The 16,696-nt window shown below is 63.9% G+C and carries 17 protein-coding genes; 12 read left to right on the top strand and 5 right to left on the bottom strand.

Annotated features, from left to right (window positions below; genetic code table 11):
- Positions 1 to 42: 42 nt before the first annotated feature.
- Positions 43 to 2,124, bottom strand: a complete 2,082-nt coding sequence (locus BUA41_RS09370) for a sensor histidine kinase (RefSeq protein ID WP_072822084.1) — start codon at positions 2,122 to 2,124, stop codon at positions 43 to 45.
- On the bottom strand, positions 2,121 to 3,479 hold the full coding sequence (locus tag BUA41_RS09365) for a sigma-54-dependent transcriptional regulator (protein WP_072822082.1): 1,359 nt from the start codon (positions 3,477 to 3,479) through the stop codon (positions 2,121 to 2,123). Before BUA41_RS09365 ends, BUA41_RS09370 begins: the two co-directional genes overlap by 4 nt.
- A gap of 250 nt (positions 3,480 to 3,729) precedes the next feature.
- Between BUA41_RS09365 and BUA41_RS09360 the strand changes: the two genes are divergently transcribed.
- From BUA41_RS09360 to BUA41_RS09315, 10 genes are all read left to right on the top strand, one after another.
- Entirely contained in the window at positions 3,730 to 4,596 is an 867-nt protein-coding gene (locus BUA41_RS09360; protein WP_072822080.1) for an ABC transporter substrate-binding protein, read from the top strand.
- Positions 4,597 to 4,614: 18 nt separating this feature from the next.
- On the top strand, positions 4,615 to 5,322 hold the full coding sequence (locus BUA41_RS09355) for an ABC transporter permease (RefSeq protein WP_072822077.1): 708 nt from the start codon (positions 4,615 to 4,617) through the stop codon (positions 5,320 to 5,322).
- Between the two features lie 11 nt (positions 5,323 to 5,333).
- On the top strand, positions 5,334 to 6,008 hold the full coding sequence (locus BUA41_RS09350) for an ABC transporter ATP-binding protein (RefSeq protein ID WP_072822313.1): 675 nt from the start codon (positions 5,334 to 5,336) through the stop codon (positions 6,006 to 6,008).
- A gap of 107 nt (positions 6,009 to 6,115) precedes the next feature.
- Positions 6,116 to 6,715 carry a molybdenum cofactor guanylyltransferase MobA gene (gene mobA / locus BUA41_RS09345; protein ID WP_072822075.1) on the top strand — a complete coding sequence of 200 codons (600 nt, stop codon included), beginning with the start codon at positions 6,116 to 6,118 and terminating at the stop codon, positions 6,713 to 6,715.
- Between the two features lie 134 nt (positions 6,716 to 6,849).
- Entirely contained in the window at positions 6,850 to 7,422 is a 573-nt protein-coding gene (gene mobB, locus BUA41_RS09340) for a molybdopterin-guanine dinucleotide biosynthesis protein B (RefSeq protein WP_072822073.1), read from the top strand.
- Complete coding sequence (locus BUA41_RS09335) at positions 7,419 to 8,678, top strand: bifunctional molybdopterin-guanine dinucleotide biosynthesis adaptor protein MobB/molybdopterin molybdotransferase MoeA (RefSeq protein WP_072822071.1); 1,260 nt, start codon at positions 7,419 to 7,421, stop codon at positions 8,676 to 8,678. Before mobB ends, BUA41_RS09335 begins: the two co-directional genes overlap by 4 nt.
- The gene (gene moaC, locus BUA41_RS09330) at positions 8,675 to 9,514 is read left to right on the top strand and encodes a cyclic pyranopterin monophosphate synthase MoaC (RefSeq protein ID WP_072822068.1); all 840 of its coding nucleotides are present in this window, start codon (positions 8,675 to 8,677) and stop codon (positions 9,512 to 9,514) included. Before BUA41_RS09335 ends, moaC begins: the two co-directional genes overlap by 4 nt.
- Positions 9,515 to 9,516: 2 nt before the next feature.
- Entirely contained in the window at positions 9,517 to 9,969 is a 453-nt protein-coding gene (gene moaE, locus BUA41_RS09325; protein WP_072822065.1) for a molybdopterin synthase catalytic subunit MoaE, read from the top strand.
- Positions 9,966 to 10,955 (top strand): GTP 3',8-cyclase MoaA, encoded by a 990-nt coding sequence (gene moaA / locus BUA41_RS09320; RefSeq protein WP_072822063.1) that lies wholly within the window; start codon positions 9,966 to 9,968, stop codon positions 10,953 to 10,955. The genes moaE and moaA overlap by 4 nt, the downstream gene beginning before the upstream one ends.
- Positions 10,956 to 11,136: 181 nt before the next feature.
- Positions 11,137 to 11,427 carry an H-NS family histone-like protein gene (locus BUA41_RS09315; RefSeq protein ID WP_072822061.1) on the top strand — a complete coding sequence of 97 codons (291 nt, stop codon included), beginning with the start codon at positions 11,137 to 11,139 and terminating at the stop codon, positions 11,425 to 11,427.
- 146 nt (positions 11,428 to 11,573) lie between these two features.
- Here the strand turns inward: BUA41_RS09315 and BUA41_RS09310 are convergent, their stop codons facing one another.
- Positions 11,574 to 13,172, bottom strand: coding sequence for a ribonuclease J (locus BUA41_RS09310; protein ID WP_072822059.1), 1,599 nt, complete (start codon positions 13,170 to 13,172; stop codon positions 11,574 to 11,576).
- A gap of 236 nt (positions 13,173 to 13,408) precedes the next feature.
- On the opposite strand from BUA41_RS09310, the gene BUA41_RS09305 reads away from it, so the two are divergent.
- On the top strand, positions 13,409 to 14,080 hold the full coding sequence (locus BUA41_RS09305; protein WP_072822312.1) for an energy-coupling factor ABC transporter permease: 672 nt from the start codon (positions 13,409 to 13,411) through the stop codon (positions 14,078 to 14,080).
- Between the two features lie 3 nt (positions 14,081 to 14,083).
- Here the strand turns inward: BUA41_RS09305 and dinB are convergent, their stop codons facing one another.
- On the bottom strand, positions 14,084 to 15,130 hold the full coding sequence (gene dinB / locus BUA41_RS09300) for a DNA polymerase IV (RefSeq protein WP_072822057.1): 1,047 nt from the start codon (positions 15,128 to 15,130) through the stop codon (positions 14,084 to 14,086).
- 30 nt (positions 15,131 to 15,160) lie between these two features.
- A complete protein-coding gene (lexA, locus tag BUA41_RS09295) occupies positions 15,161 to 15,808 on the bottom strand; it encodes a transcriptional repressor LexA (RefSeq protein WP_072822054.1) in 648 nt (215 codons plus the stop codon).
- 181 nt (positions 15,809 to 15,989) lie between these two features.
- Between lexA and BUA41_RS09290 the strand changes: the two genes are divergently transcribed.
- Entirely contained in the window at positions 15,990 to 16,649 is a 660-nt protein-coding gene (locus BUA41_RS09290; RefSeq protein ID WP_072822050.1) for a TetR/AcrR family transcriptional regulator, read from the top strand.
- Positions 16,650 to 16,696 lie beyond the last annotated feature (47 nt).

Raw genomic sequence — 16,696 nt, 5'->3', positions numbered from 1 at the left:
CGTCACGCACTCGTCGATAAGCCCGTGGCAGCGGGCCTGCCGTCAAGAGGCCCTGGCGCTGCCCGACTGCGCCACATCGCTCAGCCCCTCTAGCAGCTTGCGGGTGGTGTCCTCGTCGGCGTCCCCGGGCCTGGCCCGGCAGGGCAGCCAGACATGAAAGACACTGCCTTGTCCCGGGGTCGAGGTCACGCTGATATCGCCGCCATTGCGGCGCAGGATGCCGGCGCAGATCGCCAGGCCGAGTCCCGAACCGGCCTCGCGAGTGGTAAAGAACGGGTCGAAGATTCGTTCACGTAGATGTTCCGGGATACCCGGACCCTGATCGGCGATGTCGATCCCCACGCCGGGCTCGTGGTTCCGATCGATGTCCCGGGTGGTGATGACGATGTGCTGTTCCGCCTCGCCGCATTGTGCGGCGTTGATGATCAGGTTGATCAGTACCTGCTGCAGTTGGGCGGAGTGGCATTCGACCCGTCGCCGGGCATGAAGGTGGATCGTCAGTCGCTGGCCTCGCTTGTCCAGGGCATGGCGTACCAGGGTCTCGGTGCGCGACACGATATCGTTGATGTCCTCGAGCTGCCGGGGTGGGTGAGGATGCCCGGGGCGCGAGTATTGCAGCAGGTTGTCGATCAGTGCGCGGATGCGCTCCACCTGGGCGATGATCATCTCGATCTCTTCCTTGACCGGGGCGGCGTCGGGGCCCAGCTGCTGCTCGATGAGTTCGATGTGGCCCAGGATCACGGCGGCCGGGTTGTTGATCTCGTGGGCGATACCGGCGGTCAATTCGCCGAGTGCCGCCAGCTTTTCCTGAGTCATCAGCCGCGTGCGTGCCTGCTTGAGCAGGTCAATGTGCTCCTCCAGGGCCCGGGTCTTCTCGCGCAGCGCGCGAGTACGGTCATCGACGCGACGCTCTAGCTGTTCGGCCGCTCGTCGCAGCTCGTTTCGATGAGCGTCGAGGCGGTCGAGCATGGCGTCGAATTCCTGTGCCAGCTCGGCCAGCTCGTCATCGCTGCCGAGTTCCCCGATACGCAGGTGGTCTCCTTCACGTATGCCGTGGATGACCCGGTGCATGCGTCGAATGGGGGCGGCGAGTCGTTCGACGCCACGCAGGACCAGGCCCAGGGAAAACAGCATGACGAGAGCCAGGGTGACGGCGATCTGCAGCAGGGTATCGCGGTAGAGGCGGGTGAAGGGCGCCTCGGGGTAGCCGGCGTAGATCATCCCGATACGCTGGCCATGGATGTCCTGCAGGACGTCATAGGCAGCGATGTACCAGTCACTGACCACGAAGGCACGATCGATGAAGGGTTCCCCCCGCTCGAGCACCTGGCGAGCCACCTGCTTGGAGACGCGGGTGCCCAGCGCCCGCTCGCCGTTGGGCAGGCGCACGTTGGTCGAGACCCTCACGTCGCCGAGGAACAGCGTGACGGTGCCTTCGCTGCTCTCGGGAAGGGTGCCGGGGCCATAGATCAGGTCACGGATGTCGTCCACGGGCGCCGGGTCACGGCTGAGCAGACGCCCCGCATCGAGCACCAGGCGCAGTCGCCCCTGCGGGTCGTGCAAGGGGTAGAGAACGCGCAGCGCCAGGCCGTTTCGTTCGACCTGGCGTTCGGTCGGCGTGGCCCTTGGCGTGGACCGCAAGGCCAGGCGCGCCCGGTCGGGAAGCAACGGGTCGATGGCGTCGAGTCGCTCCGGAGACAGGGCGTCGAGGCCTTGGACCGGATGGCCGCGACGCAGCTCGGCGGCCAGCGTTTCGCCCAGGTGCCCCGGCAGTTCGTCGGGACCCAGGGAGCGCAGCCAGTCGAGTTGATTGGCGATGCGGGTTTCCTCGAGCAGGGCGTCGAGAGCGCGCGCGCCATCGCCCTGCAGCGCAGTGGTCAAGGCTTGGCTGCCGGCCAGTTCGGCCAGGCGTGCCTGCTGCTGATTGCCCAGGCCGTCGAGGATGCGGGTGGCCACGGCCAGGTCGGCACGCACCTTCATGTACAGCTGCCGGTCGCTGTAGGCACTGGTCCAGTAGGCGGTCAGTCCGATCAATGCCGCACTGAACAGCAGCAGCGGCACGCAGGCCATCCATAGCAGACGACGCCGGATCGAGACGTCCAGCCAGCGTCGCAGCCTCTTCATCTCTCTTCTCGCCAGGCCACCAGCTTGCGGTCGAGGGTCTTGCGAGACACGCCCAGGCTGCGCGCCGCGCGGCTCTTGTTGCCGTCATGAGCTTCGAGGACCGTCATCAGGTGGTGTCGCTCCAGGGTCTCGAGGGTCCAGTCCAGGGGCACATTGATGTCGGTGTCGCGACGATCGCCGGCGGGCGGATGGAGGATATCCTTGGGCAGCCTGCCAAGCAGGATGCAGCGCTCGACGAAGTTCTTGAGCTCGCGGACGTTGCCCGGCCAGGAGTAGCGCACCATCTCGTCCAAGTCACCATGTTGCCAGGGCAGGGGAGGCAGCCCCAGTTCCCGGGAGAGTTGTCGCGAGAAGTGGTGCACGAGCAACGGGATGTCTTCCGGTCGCTCGCGCAACGCGGGCAGGCGAATGGTCAGTACGTTGAGACGGTAGAGAAGGTCCTCGCGAAAGCGGCCGGCAGCGACCTCCCGCTCCAGATCTCGGTGGGTGGCGGTGACGATGCGCACGTCCACGGGCTGCTCCTGTTCGCCTCCCACGGGGCGAATCCGCTTGGTCTCGATGACCCGCAGCAGCTTGGCCTGCATGGCCAGAGGCATCTCGGCGATCTCGTCGAGGAACAGGGTGCCGCCATCGGCGAAGGTGAACAGCCCCTCGCGGCCCCTGACCGCACCGGTAAAGGCCCCCTTGACGTGGCCGAACAGTTCGGATTCGAACAGTTCGCCGGCCACCGCGCCACAGTTGAGCGGCACGAAGGCGCCCAGGCGTCGGGAAAGGCGATGCAGGTCCCGGGCGACCAGTTCCTTCCCGGTGCCGGACTCGCCGGTGATCATCACCGCGGAGGGCGTGGGCGCGACACGCTCGGTGATCGCCCGGACATCGCGAACGGCCGGGCTGTTGCCGAGCATGCCTTCGCGGTTCGGGTGCAACTGGTCCGTTTCCCGGCGCAGCACGAAGTTTTCCCGGGCCAGACGGCGACGCTCCAGGCAGCGATCCACGGCGTTGAGCAGCTGCTCCAGCCGAAACGGTTTCATGATGAAGTCGCTGGCCCCGGCGCGCAGTGCGCGGATCGCCACGTCGAGATCGGCATAGGCCGTCATGAAGATGATGTCGCTGCGACGGTCCCCCGCTTCCAGGGCTTCGTGCCAGTCGATGCCGCTGCGCCCCGGCAGGCGCACGTCGACCAGCAGCAGGTCGAAATGCAGGCGCTGGCGCAGTGCTTCGGCGGCGTCGAGCGTCCCGGCGGTCTCGATCATCGCGAACCGTGACCCCAGCGCCTTGCTCAGGTAGCGGCGCATGCCCGGCTCATCGTCGACGATCAGCACCGAGGCGGTGGGTAGCTCGCTGGGAACGCTCATGGGTAAACTTCCTCCTCGGGCGGGTCAGTTTGTCCCGAACTGGATCGGTCTGGCGCACTTCGAGTACATCTGTCGCTTTTTTCATGGTAAAGATTGCGATCTATCACGGCAATTGTCCGGTGATGGCAGGGCGGATGTCACCACTCGGCACGGGGATTGCTAAGGATTGCCAAGAGGTGTCGAGCCATTCGACAACTGATGTGACAGTGGCGGCCGTGGAAGGGTCGCCATGGCGGAAGGGAAAAATACCATGACCGTGAGACTGTCTTGCCGGATGCGTGCGATGGGGGGGGCAACGCTGCTCGCCCTGCTGGCGTTACCGGCGCTGGCCGCCGAAGAGGAGATCGTTCGGCTGGCCACCACGACCAGCACCTACAATTCAGGCCTGCTGGATGAGCTCTTGCCCGAGTTCGAAGCCGATCACCCGTACCGAGTGCAGGTCATTGCCGTGGGCACCGGCAAGGCGCTGCGCATGGGCCGCGACGGAGATGCCGATCTGGTGATGACCCATGCCCCTGCCGCGGAGCAGGCCTTCGTCGACGCCGGCCATGGCATCGAGCCGAAAGGAGTGATGTATAACGATTTCGTCATCGTCGGGCCCGAAGACGACCCGGCCGCTATTCAAGGGCTCGTCGGGGTGACCGAGGCTTTCGCCCGTATCGCCGACAGCGGTGCGCTGTTCATCTCTCGCGGGGATGATTCCGGCACCCACAAGAAGGAGCTGGCGCTCTGGGAGACAACCGGGGTCGAGCCAGGCTTCGACGGCTATCGTAGTGTCGGCCAGGGCATGGGCAAGACACTGCAGATGGCCAATGAACTTGAGGGCTACACCCTGACCGATCGCGGCACCTGGTTGGCCATGCAGGACAAGCTGGACCTGAGCCTGCTCATGCAGGGCGACGAGCGGCTGTTCAACCCCTACCAGGTGATTCTGGTCAATCCCGAGCGCTACGACGATCTCAATGCCGAAGGCGCCCGGGCCCTCGCGGAGTGGCTGGTGTCCGAAGAGGGACAGCAGGCGATCGACGCCTTCCGGCTCAATGGCGAAAGGCTGTTCCATGCCAGTGCCGGCGAGCGCGTTTCGCCCAAGCAGGCAGTGAGCGGCAACAACCCATGACGACGAAGGATGCCGGTGATGCCTGAGTTGCTGGAGTCCACGCGAATGGCCCTGCTGTTGCTGATCACCCTGGATCCCGACCTATGGGAAATCATCGGGGTGTCGTTCCGGGTCTCGCTCATCGCCATGCTGTTCGCCATTCCACCGGCGCTATTGATCGCCCTGGCGCTTGCGCGCTTGGACTTTCCCGGGCGTTGGCTGTTGATCTCCCTGGCCAATACCCTGATGGCGGTGCCCACCGTGGTAGTGGGGCTGATCCTGTTCATGCTGCTTTCGCGCAGCGGACCGCTGGGAGAATGGCGGCTGCTGTTCACCCAGCCGGCAATGGCCATCGGGCAGTGGCTGCTGGCCATGCCGCTGTTGGTTGCCATGCTGCACAGCACGCTCCAGGGCATCGATCAGCGTGCCTGGGAAACCGCGCGGCTGCACGGTGCCGGCCGCGGTGCGGCACTCTGGCGCTTGCTGGGCGAGGCCCGTTTCGGTGTGCTGGCGGCGATCGTGGCCTCCTTTGGCCGGATCATCGCCGAGGTGGGCAGTGCGGTGATGGTGGGTGGCAACATCGAGCACTTTACCCGCAACATCACCACGGCGATCGCCCTGGAGACACTGAAGGGCGAGTACGCCCAGGGGATCGCCCTGGGGACGGTGCTGCTGCTGCTGGCCCTGATACTGAACCTGCTGCTGGGAATGTTGCGCGGACGCGGGCAACAGAGCCTGAGTTCATGAACGACACGAACATGCTTGAGATCACGGGGCTCTCCCATGGCTTCGCGGCCAGACCGCTCTGGACGATCGACCAGCTGCAATGGTCGGGCCAGGACATGGTGCATCTGCGAGGCGACAACGGCAGCGGCAAGACGACGCTGCTGCGCATACTGGCGGGCCTGGACATGCCAAGTCAGGGCAGGGTGCGCTGGCGACTCGAGCAGGCGTGGCTGGCGCCGCCTTGCCCGGGCCGGGTGATCTATCTGCACCAGTCGCCCTACATGTTCGATACCAGCGTGTTCGACAACCTGGGTCTGGCGGCCCGCTGGCATGGCCTGGCGCGCAGTGACGCCCAGCAGCAGGCTCGGCGGATGCTTGCCTGGTGCGGTCTCGAGAAGCAGGGGCGCCAGCGGGCGCGCTCGCTCTCCGGCGGGGAGCGTTTGCGCCTTGCACTGGCCCGCGCCTGGCTACTGAAGCCGCGCGTGCTATTGCTGGACGAGCCGACCGCCAACCTGGATGCCCTGGCCATCGCCGAGGTGGATGCCCTGGTGGCGGATCTCTCCCGCTTGGGCTGTGCCGTGCTGCTGAGCGCCCACCACACCAGCCTGCTGACGGATCGCTGTCGGCGTCGCTGGCAACTCGTCGATGGCATCTTGCAGGAGAGCGTGCTGGTGGCGAGTCGGGAATCCGAACGCGTGCTGCGCTGAGCCCTGCCTTGTTTGTCCCCTTGCTTTGCAAATCCTGATTCTGGTCATGCAATCGGTGGGCCATGGCGGTTATGCTTGGGCCTCGTGACCCAGGCACAGGATCTTGCATGACCCCGGACGACATTACCCTGCTGGTACTGGCCGGCGGCCAGGGCCGCCGCATGGGCGGCGTGGACAAGGGCTGGACATTGCTGAACGGCCGGCCCCTGATCGTCCATGTGCTATCGCGACTGGAGGGGCAAGCGGGGCAAGTGCTGATCAATGCCAACCGTTCGCTCGATGCCTATGGCCGTCTCGGCCCCCGGGTCGTCAGCGATCTCGAGGGTGACTTCCAGGGGCCCTTGATGGGCATGCTGAGCGGAATGGCCACGGCATCGACGCCTTGGGTACTGGTCGTGCCCTGCGATACTCCGGCCCTGCCCGAGACGCTGGTGCAGCGAATGGTGGCCGGCATCGGCGAGAACGATATCGCCGTGGCGCACGATGGACAGCGCGCCCATCCGGTGGTCGCGCTGATCCGCCGCGCCCTGGTCGATGATCTGAGAGAAACCCTGGCGGCCGGTGAGCGCAAGATCGATCGCTGGTACGCACGCCACGACTGGTGCCACGTGGACTTCAGCGATCAGCCACTGGCATTCGCCAATCTCAACAGCCCCCGGGACAAGGACGATCTCGCACGCCGTCTCGAGCACGATGGGTCGGCTTGATCCGGCTTGTAGGGTGGTCGTCGAAGGCGGGATAATTCCTCGGCTTTTCCGGGTGTTTTCTGCGCTGCCCCAAATGCGCCGTCGGCATGATGATTGCCTCGAGATTTCAGGAAAACCAAAGATTGCAGAATGCTATGACACTCGATCTTGCTAACGAAACATTGCCCCTGTTGGGTATTGCCGCCTGGAGCGGTACGGGAAAGACCACGCTGCTCGAAGCCTTGCTGCCGCGCCTGGCCGAACGGGGGGTGCGGGTGGCGGTCATCAAGCACGCCCATCACGGGTTCGATGTCGATCAACCCGGAAAGGACAGTCATCGCTTGCGTGAGGCCGGAGCGGCTCCCATGCTGGTGGCCTCGAAGGCGCGTTTCGCGTTGATGATGGAGACGCCGGATCGTGGCGAGGCAGACCTGGCCATGCTGATCGAGCAGGTCAGGCCCTTGCAGCCCGATCTGGTGCTGGTCGAGGGGTTCAAGGCCTGGCCGCTGCCCAAGCTGGAACTGTTCCGCCCCGTGCTGGAAAAGCCGTTGCTGGCCCGCGACGATGAGTGGGTGCATGGGGTCGCCAGCGATGAACCGCTGGACCTGCCCGCCGATGTCGAGGCCCTGGATCTCAATGATCTCGTTGCCTTGACCGACTACATTGCCGCCTGGCCGGGTCAATGGTCGAGGCGCCGCAGTCCGCGCGGCTCGGGAGTGAATTCATGACACTATCCTGCTTCGATCTCGGTGAGCGCATGTTGAGTGTCGAGGAGGCGCTCGAGGCGCTGAAGGAGCTGGCCCCCCGTTCGCTGGGTGCCGAAAGCGTGCCCCTGGAAACAGCGCTCGACCGGGTACTGGCGGAGGATGCGATCTCGCCGGTCGACGTGCCACAGAACACCAACGCGGCCATGGACGGCATTGCCTTGAACTGGCCCGGAACCCGTCAGGCCCGTTTCGATCTCGTCGGCGAAGTGCTCGCCGGCAGCCGCTTCGCGGGCAGGCTCGAACCCGGGCAGGCGGTAGCGATCACCACCGGGGCGCCGCTGCCCGACGGTGCCGATACGGTCGTCATGGCCGAGCAACTGGTCATGGAGCGAGAGGGCGCCCGGCCCTGGGTCGAGGTGCAGCAAGCAGACAAGGTGAAGCGTGGCCAGAACGTTCGCCAGGCCGGCGAGGACATTCTCCGCGGGACACGAGCGCTGATCGCCGGCACCCGGCTGAGGCCGCAGCATCTGGGACTGCTGGCGTCCCTGGGCGTCGCCCAGGCACGGGTCGTGCGGCGCCCGCGGGTCGCCATCTTCTCCACGGGCGATGAAGTGACGGCCCCGGGGGCGGAACTGCCCCCGGCCGGCATATACGATGCCAACCGATTTTCCCTGCGGGGCTTGCTTGCGAGAATGGGCTGCGAGGTGCTCGATCGCGGGATTCTCGCCGATGACTACGCCCGTATCCGGCATGTCCTGGAAGAAGCGGCGACTGAGGTGGACATGGTCATCACCAGCGGCGGTGTCTCCGTGGGCGAGGCGGACTGGACCCGCAAGGCCCTCGACGACACGGGGCGCCTCGGCTTCTGGCGTATCGCCATTCGCCCGGGCAGGCCTCTGGCCTTCGGCACCCTGGGGGGGCGAGAGATTCCGTTCTTTGGATTGCCGGGCAATCCGGTGGCCGTGATGGTGACCTTCCTGCAATTCGTTCAGCCCCTGCTGCGTACCCTTCAGGGAGAGCAGCAGTGGCAAGTGCAGCGCCTGACGGCCCTCGCCGACGAACCCCTGCACAGCCGCCAGGGGCGGGTCGACTATCTGCGCGGCATCTACAGCTGCGATGAGCAGGGGCGATTGCGCGTGCGAACGACCGGGCGCCAGGGATCGGGTATCCTGTCGTCGATGGTCGCCGCCAATTGCCTGATCGAGATCGATGCGGCGCGAGCCGTCGTGGCACCGGGCGACACCGTGACATTACAACCCTTTGGGGAACTGACATGAGCCTGACCCATCTCAATTCACGCGGCGAGGCCCACATGGTCGATGTCGGCGACAAGACAGAGACCCGTCGCGAGGCGGTAGCGGGTGGACGAATTCACATGCGCCCGCAGACCCTGGCCCTGCTCGCCGAGGGAGGGCTGCCCAAGGGAGACGTGCTGGCGACGGCACGTATCGCCGGCATTCAGGCCGCCAAGCGAACCCCTGAGCTGATCCCTTTGTGCCACGCCCTGGCACTCTCCAAGGTCAGCGTCGACTTCACGCTCAACGAAGCCGACGCCAGTGTCGATGTCACCGCCACCTGCCGTCTGACCGGGCGTACCGGGGTCGAGATGGAAGCGCTGACCGCGGTCTCGGTGGCTTGCCTGACCCTGTACGACATGTGCAAGGCGGTGGACAAGGACATGGAGATCGGCGCCATCCGGCTCCTCTCAAAGACCGGGGGCAAATCCGGGGAGTATCGGCGCGAGCATGGCGATCACGACGGCTTGCCGTCGGCAAGTGATCAGGCCCAGGGCGTCGCGCCGATCGTCACCGGCAAATGCTTCGAGGGTCATATCGGTGTTGCGCTACGTCATGAACAGTCATGTATTCATGTGAAATGTCTGGCGGAACTGCGTGAGCGCCTGGGCATCAGCGATATCGATATTCCCTACGATTCGCTTCCGGCACCCAACGTTGCCGGACTCAAGAGCGCCCTCGAAGAGCAGGATCCGCGGTTCGCCTTGCTGGGGGAGCAGCGGATATTATGTGCCGTCAATCAGGTGATGAGCACGGAGGAAACGCCGTTGACCGAAGGCGACGAAGTGGCCTTCTTTCCCCCGGTGACCGGAGGATGACGATGATTCGCGTGCAGACCCAGCCTTTCGATGTCGCAGTGGAGCACCAGGCGCTACTCGACCGACGTACCGATATCGGTGCCGTGGTATGTTTCACCGGAATGGTGCGGGATTTCAACGAGCGACCGGAAGTGCTGGCACTATCTCTTGAACACTATCCGGGCATGACCGAGCGGTCGCTTGCGGCTATCGTCGACGAAGCCGAGCAGCGCTGGGCGCTTCAGGGCGTGCGCCTGATCCACCGGGTCGGCCACCTGGAGCCGGGCGACCCGATCGTGCTGGTCGCCGTGGCCAGTGCACACCGTCGGGATGCCTTCGAGGCCTGTGACTTCATCATGGACTATCTCAAGACCCGGGCGCCCTTCTGGAAGAAGGAACACACCGCCAGTGGCCACTACTGGGTGGGCGAGCGCGATTCCGACAAGCACGATGCCAAGCGTTGGGAGACTTCATGACGCAATTGATCGACGATTTCCAGCGTGTCGTACGCTACGTGAGAATTTCGGTCACCGACCGCTGCGACTTCCGCTGTGTCTATTGCATGAGTGAGGAGATGACCTTTCTCCCGCGTGCCCAGGTCCTTACCCTGGAAGAACTGGCGATGGTCGCGCGCGCCTTTACCGAGTTGGGAGTCGAGAAGATTCGACTGACCGGCGGTGAACCTCTGGTGCGCCGGGGGATCGATGAACTGGTGGCGAACATCGGTCGGCTCGATGGACTCAAGGACTTCGCCATGACCACCAACGGGGCAGGATTGGTCAAGTATGCTCCTGCCTTGCGTCGGGGCGGCTTGAAGCGTCTGAATATCAGCATCGACTCGCTCGACGAGGAGCGCTTCAGGCGTCTGACCCGCACGGGAGACCTACGGAAGGTGATCGACGGTATCCATGCCGCTCAGGATGCAGGCTTCGATCGCATCAAGCTCAATGCCGTCGTCCTCAAGGGCAGGAACGACGACGAGGTGCTGGATCTGGTGGAGTTCGCCCGCAGCGAAGGCGTGGATATAAGCTTCATCGAGGAGATGCCACTGGGAGACGTGTCGGATCATTCCCGCGGCGAAACCTACTGTTCCAGCGACGATGTACAGGCGATCATCGAGTCTCGCCATGCGCTGTTGCCGACCACCGAATCCACGCTTGGACCATCGCGCTATTTCAGGATGGCGGACAGCACTTCCCGGATCGGCTTCATCTCGCCCCACAGCCATAATTTCTGCTCGACCTGCAACCGGGTCCGGGTGACCGTGGAAGGACGCCTCCTCCTCTGCCTGGGCAACGAGCACTCGGTCGATCTCCGCGAGACGCTGCGCCGCCATCCTGGCGATATCGATGCCCTCAAGTCGCGTATCATTGCTGCGATGCCACTCAAGCCGGAACGCCATCACTTTTCCACCGATGGCGACGTGCAGGTCGTTCGATTCATGAACATGACCGGAGGGTGATCCTTATCCAACTGGGCTTTCTTCAATTAACAGCGATCAATGATCGCTGTTTTTTTTGGGTTAATTATTCTTTTTTCATGAATTGATGGTGGTCATGGCTTGCCAATTGCCCGTGCAAGCATATACTTTTCATGATAATAAACCGGAATGCGGTAAATAACCTTTAGTACGGAGGAGTTCAATGTCTACCGAATCCCTGGAGAGAATTGCGCGCAATAAGAATGTCGCTCGGGCCGCCGCACGCCAGTTGAGCATGGAGCAGTTGCACAAATTGGCAGAAGTCATCAGCGAAGTGATCGAACAGAAGCAGCAGGAAGATTATCTTCGCCGGGAAGAAGAAGAGCAGAAGGCCCGCAAGCTCGCGGAGATTCGTGAAGCCATCAACGACGCTGGGCTCTCCGTGGATGATCTGGTCGGCGAGCAGCCCAAGCGTCGTCGTGGCCGCCCGCCCAAGAAGGATGCCAAGGCATAGGATTGTTCGTCATTGCGGCTACAAGCGCGACTCGGAAGCAACCCGAACTCTTCCGTGCCGGGATGATTGCAAAAAAAGAAGCGGTTCGTCGAGCCGCTTCTTTTTTATATCCATACGTTACTTTCTAGTAACCTACAGGCTGCGAGTCATTCGGCCTCGGTCGCAAAACTCACTTCGGCAGGCGTCAATTGCAGGTGAACCCTGGGCAGGTGACGCAAGTGATCGGCCAGCCACCCCATCAACAAGGGCTGCAGTTGCTCGCGGAGCTGCACGAGGGTGTGTGCATTCAATTGCTGGAGCGTGTCGTCGATCCACTCCGCGAAACCGGTTTCATCCAGCGGTGTCGGCACCGAGGCGTCGATGAGCAGACGACCGATACGCAGCCAGCCGTCTGCCTCGGGCGTCACCGCGACCAGGATGAACAGCTCGCCCGAGCGCACCCGGCGGTCGCCCTTGGGGGCCTGAAGTCCAGCCAGGTCCTGCAGCTGATCCTGCATGACGATGCGTGGCGTCTGCGGATAACGCTCTTCCAGCGTCAACCCTTGTGCATCGAAGCATATCAAGTCGCCATCGGTTGGAATCAGCGGTGCCTGGATGCCTTGCGCCTCGGCCAGTTCACAATGCGCGCTCTGGTGTCGTCGTTCGCCGTGCACGGGCAGCAGGTGGCGGGGCTTGAGCCATTCGTAGAAGGTGCTCAATTCGTCCTGAGCCGGATGGCCCGAAGCATGCAGCTCGGGATATCGGCTCTCCTCGAGAATTGTGACGTTCAGGCGGCGCAGGCCGTCGTGGAGCCGCTCGATGAGACGTTCGTTGCCGGGGATCGCCTTGGCAGAGAAGATGACCGTATCGCCGGCCTGCAACTCGACATCGGGATGACGCCCCTGGGCCAGGCGGGACAGGGCCGCACGCGGTTCGCCCTGGCTGCCGGTGGCGATGACCAGGACCTCCTCCGGGGGCAAGTAGCCGAGATCGCGGACGGGGACCAGGGGCGGAAACTCTTCCAGGTAGCCCAGGCCGCGGGCGATTCTCACCATGCGCTCCAGGGAGCGCCCCATCAGGCTCACCCGGCGGCCGCAGCGGGAAGCAGCGAGCCCCGCGGCGAGGACCCGGGCCAGATTGCTGGCAAAGCAGGAGACGATGACACGCCCCGTGCATGTCTCCAGGGTGCTCTCCAGGGCACGCGCGACATCGCCTTCGCTGCGCGATCTGCCGGGTAGCGGGGCGTTGGTGGAGTCGCCCACCAACAGATCGATCGGCGCCAGGGAACGGTAGAGCGTCTCATCGACCGGAGGGCCGATCACGGGGTCGGGGTCGAGTTTCCAGTCACCGGTATGCACGACACGGTGGTGGGGGGTGACCAGCAGCAGCGCACAGCTCTCGGGGATCGAGTGGGTCAGCGGCAGGTAACGCAGGCTGAACGGACCGCATTCCAGGGCCTCGCCGGGTTCGACGATGCGAATGGCATCGGTGGCCAGCCCGCGCTCGATGAACTTGGCGCGCAGCAGTCCCGCCGCCAGGGGGGTGGCATAGATGTCGCAGCCCCAATGGGGCCAAAGCCAGGCGGCGGCGCCGATGTGATCCTCGTGGCCGTGGGTGATGATCAGGGCCATCGGGGTGATCCCCAGCGCCGGCAGTCCATCGACATTGGGTACCTGCAAGGGAGAGTCCGGCAGGTCCTGACGAATCATCATGCCGCAGTCGACCGCAATCCAGTCGCCCGCGAAGCCGTACAGGCTGAGATTCATGCCTATCTCGCCACATCCCCCCAGCGCCAGGAAATGCAAGGGCGGGCGGCGGCGAGAACGAAGCTGTACGCGAGGCTGAGGCATTATCGACTTTGGCTGATAAAGAGGTTTTCACTATACGTGATGCCGGGGCAGAGCCACAATGAATGTCATCCGGGCCATTTGGTTCGCCACGTTCGATGCACGAGTCCGGCCCGGTCCTGTGTGACGTCTTCCCCAAGCCGTGTGAGTTGGTCATGTCGTTTGCTGCCGTCGTCTTCGCTCCCTGGATGCTGATCCTGGCCGCGGTCATAAGCCTTGGCGTGGTGGGGCGGGCCTTGTGGGTGTTTCCCTGGCAGCGCCTCGTGGGGGATCGATCCCTTCAGCACCGGTTGCTGGGGGCGACGGTCTTCGTGATGTTGATGTGGCAACTGCGGGCCCAGGCGGTCGACTGGCTGACCCTGCATTTCGTCTTCACGGTGTTTCTCACCCTGGTGTTCACTGCACCGCTGGCACTGCTGGCCAATGGCCTGATCAATCTCGCCATGGTGCTCATCGGCAAGACGGCCTGGCCATTGCTGGGCATGAACGTCCTGGTCACCGGTGTCATACCCGTCCTGGTCAGCGTGTTCATCTGGCGTCTCGTGGATCGTCGCATGCCGGACAATCTCTTCATCTTCCTCTTCGTCTGCGGCTTCTTCGGCTCGGCCCTGGCGACGCTGATCAGCGGGGTCTGCGCCATCGGCATGGTATGGCTTGGCAGTAACGATCCGGAAGTCCTGCGCCTGGTTGGCGAGTATGCGCTATTCCTGCCGCTGCTGTTGCCCTCGGAAGCCTTCGTCACCGGGACGATGCTGAGCCTGCTGCTGGTCTATCACCCGCACTGGGTGCTGACCTTCGATAGCCATCGTTATATCGACACCAAGTAGGGGCTATTCGAAAAGGGTCAGCTGCCGTGCACTGTCGGGAGGCACCAGGCGCACGCCGACGCCCAGCAGTCGCACGGGACGGCTGCCGCGAGCCCAGGCTTCGTCCAGCAGGGTCAGAAAGTGTTCCGGGGAAACCTGGCGGCCCAGGCCTTCGAGGGTGGTCAGGGTAAAGTCGTTGAAGCGCACCTTGACGAACAGCCCCCTGATCGGCGGGTTGCCGTGACGCTCGAGGCGCTGGCCGAGGCGCTCTATCAGGGTGGGGAGTTCGGCACGGCATTCGGCGAGGCCGGGAAGGTCGCGGTGAAAGGTGTTCTCGGCACTCACGGACTTGCGCTCGCGCTCGACGCGCACCGGGCGATCGTCCTGGCCCCGGGCCAGGGCGTAGAGACGTGTGCCGAACTTGCCGAAACGCTCCAGCAGGGTCTCGAGCGGCCAGCCCCGCAAGTCGCTGCAGGTGGCGATGCCCATGGCATGCAACTTGGTCGCCGTCGCCGGTCCCACACCATGCAGCTTGTCGACCGGCAGGGCGGCAACGAATGTCTCGACCTCTTCCGGGGGGATGACGTGAAGCCCGTCGGGCTTGTCCCAGTCGCTGGCAATCTTGGCCAGGAACTTGCTCGGCGCTACCCCCACGGAGAGGGTGATGCCGGTGCGCTTGAGGGCTTCGTCCTTGAGCCAGCGGGCCATCCAGGTGGCACTGCCCTTGAACCGCGTGACCTCGCTGACATCGAGAAAGGCCTCGTCCAGGGAAAGGGGTTCGACCAGGGGGGTCAGTTCATGGAAGATCGCCTGGATGCGTTCCGAGACGGCACGATAGCGCGGGAAGTCCGCCGGCATCAGTTTCAGTTCCGGGCACAGACGCAAGGCGTGAGAGGTGGGCATGGCCGAGCGGATACCGAAGGCCCGGGCCGGGTAGTTGCAGGTAGCGATGACCCCCCGCCGCTCGACACTGCCGCCGATCGCCAGGGGGATGTCCCGCAGGCTCGGATCGTCGCGCATCTCGACGGCGGCATAGAAGCAGTCGCAGTCGGCATGCAGGATCTTGCGCACGCGCACCTCTTTTGCCTATCGAGGAATTGCCTAGCCGAGGGCCTGGCCGTTGCCGCCGCGTATCACGCCGACGCCGATTCCCTCGATCTCGAGATGCTGATGGCGCAGGTCGAGTTCGATCGGCGAGAAGTCGGCGTTTTCCGGCAGCAGCCAGACCCGGTGGCCGTCACGCCGGATACGCTTGACGGTGACATCGTCCTCCATGCGAGCCACGACGATCTGGCCATCGCGCACGCGATTGGTGCGATGTACCGCCAGCAGATCACCCTCGAGGATCCCCACGTCACGCATGGATAGCCCGCGCACGCGCAGCAGGTAGTCGGCACGCGGCGTGAAATAGTCGGGAGGAAGAGGGCAGTAGCGATCGATGTGCGCGGCAGCGAGCACCGGGCTCCCGGCGGCCACCTCGCCGATCACGGGCAAACCGCCGTTGCCGGGGGCTATCGGGTTTTCCTCCTGCTCCTGGTGAGCAAGACGAATGCCTCGCGACGTCCCCGGGATCATGTGGATCACGCCTTTCTTGCTCAGCGCCCTCAGGTGCTCTTCCGCGGCGTTCGGTGAACGAAAGCCCAGGGCGCGGGCGATTTCCGCTCGGGTGGGGGGATAACCCAATTCATGCATGGTCTTGACGATGAAATCGTAGACATTCTGCTGGCGCGGGGTGAGAGGACGGGTCATGGTGGCTCCGCGGTTGCCGCTGGGATTTGTTCAAGTATACAGCATGGTATTGTATCCAGTAATCCGGGGGTTGAAAATCCATCGTTGGCCGTCGAGATGGCGTCGATTGTTGGCCTTGGGTAAGCTGCGTAGAATCGAAGATGTTTTAAACAGACGTTTACTAAAATAAAGAGATGACCCCATGGCCCAGACCGACACCGTGACACGCATCCTGAATACTGCCGAGGTGCTGTTTGCCGAGCGCGGTTTCGCCGAGACCTCATTACGCAATATCACCAGCAAGGCGAAGGTCAATCTGGCGGCGGTAAACTACCACTTCGGTTCCAAGAAAGCGTTGATCCAGGCGGTCTTCGCCCGTTATCTCGATCCCTTCACCGAGCGCTTCCATACCGCGCTGGACGATCTCGAAGCGCACTACGGCGATCGGCCCATTCCGCTCGAGGTGCTGCTCGAAAGCATGGCGCGCACGGTTCTGGAGGTGCCGGCCGAGCGCAATAGTCTCCGGGTGTTCATTCGCCTGCTGGGGCTGGCCTATACCCAGGCTCAAGGGCATCTGCGCCGCTACATTCAGCAGCACTACGGTAGCGTCTTCATGCGCTTCAGCGAGCTGGTGCGCCGTGCCACGCCGGAGCTGCCCGATGCGGAACGCTTCTGGCGGTTGCATTTCATGCTGGGTACGGTGATCTTTACCCTTTCGGGACTCGATGCCCTGCGCGACATTGCCGAGAAGGACTATGGCGAGCAGGTCACCGTTCGCGACCTGATCCATCGCCTGAGGCCCGTGGTCGTGGCCGGCATGAATGCGCCGCTCCCTGAGGCAGCCGGCGCCTCGAGTCGATGATCCTTGATCGGACAATACGCACGATGGATTGGACACGGGGTTGAGGG

The organism is Modicisalibacter ilicicola DSM 19980, from assembly GCF_900128925.1.
GTDB lineage: Bacteria > Pseudomonadota > Gammaproteobacteria > Pseudomonadales > Halomonadaceae > Modicisalibacter > Modicisalibacter ilicicola.
This window is presented reverse-complemented; position numbering and strand designations above follow the sequence as displayed.

Bases quoted from the DNA above. Each gene is read 5' to 3' on its own strand.
- BUA41_RS09370 (WP_072822084.1), bottom strand. From the start codon at position 2,124: ATGAAGAGGCTGCGACGCTGGCTGGACGTCTCGATCCGGCGTCGTCTG.
- BUA41_RS09365 (WP_072822082.1), bottom strand. From the start codon at position 3,479: ATGAGCGTTCCCAGCGAGCTACCCACCGCCTCGGTGCTGATCGTCGAC.
- BUA41_RS09360 (WP_072822080.1), top strand. From the start codon at position 3,730: ATGACCGTGAGACTGTCTTGCCGGATGCGTGCGATGGGGGGGGCAACG.
- BUA41_RS09355 (WP_072822077.1), top strand. From the start codon at position 4,615: ATGCCTGAGTTGCTGGAGTCCACGCGAATGGCCCTGCTGTTGCTGATC.
- BUA41_RS09350 (WP_072822313.1), top strand. From the start codon at position 5,334: ATGCTTGAGATCACGGGGCTCTCCCATGGCTTCGCGGCCAGACCGCTC.
- mobA (WP_072822075.1), top strand. From the start codon at position 6,116: ATGACCCCGGACGACATTACCCTGCTGGTACTGGCCGGCGGCCAGGGC.
- mobB (WP_072822073.1), top strand. From the start codon at position 6,850: ATGACACTCGATCTTGCTAACGAAACATTGCCCCTGTTGGGTATTGCC.
- BUA41_RS09335 (WP_072822071.1), top strand. From the start codon at position 7,419: ATGACACTATCCTGCTTCGATCTCGGTGAGCGCATGTTGAGTGTCGAG.
- moaC (WP_072822068.1), top strand. From the start codon at position 8,675: ATGAGCCTGACCCATCTCAATTCACGCGGCGAGGCCCACATGGTCGAT.
- moaE (WP_072822065.1), top strand. From the start codon at position 9,517: ATGATTCGCGTGCAGACCCAGCCTTTCGATGTCGCAGTGGAGCACCAG.
- moaA (WP_072822063.1), top strand. From the start codon at position 9,966: ATGACGCAATTGATCGACGATTTCCAGCGTGTCGTACGCTACGTGAGA.
- BUA41_RS09315 (WP_072822061.1), top strand. From the start codon at position 11,137: ATGTCTACCGAATCCCTGGAGAGAATTGCGCGCAATAAGAATGTCGCT.
- BUA41_RS09310 (WP_072822059.1), bottom strand. From the start codon at position 13,172: ATGAATCTCAGCCTGTACGGCTTCGCGGGCGACTGGATTGCGGTCGAC.
- BUA41_RS09305 (WP_072822312.1), top strand. From the start codon at position 13,409: ATGTCGTTTGCTGCCGTCGTCTTCGCTCCCTGGATGCTGATCCTGGCC.
- lexA (WP_072822054.1), bottom strand. From the start codon at position 15,808: ATGACCCGTCCTCTCACCCCGCGCCAGCAGAATGTCTACGATTTCATC.
- BUA41_RS09290 (WP_072822050.1), top strand. From the start codon at position 15,990: ATGGCCCAGACCGACACCGTGACACGCATCCTGAATACTGCCGAGGTG.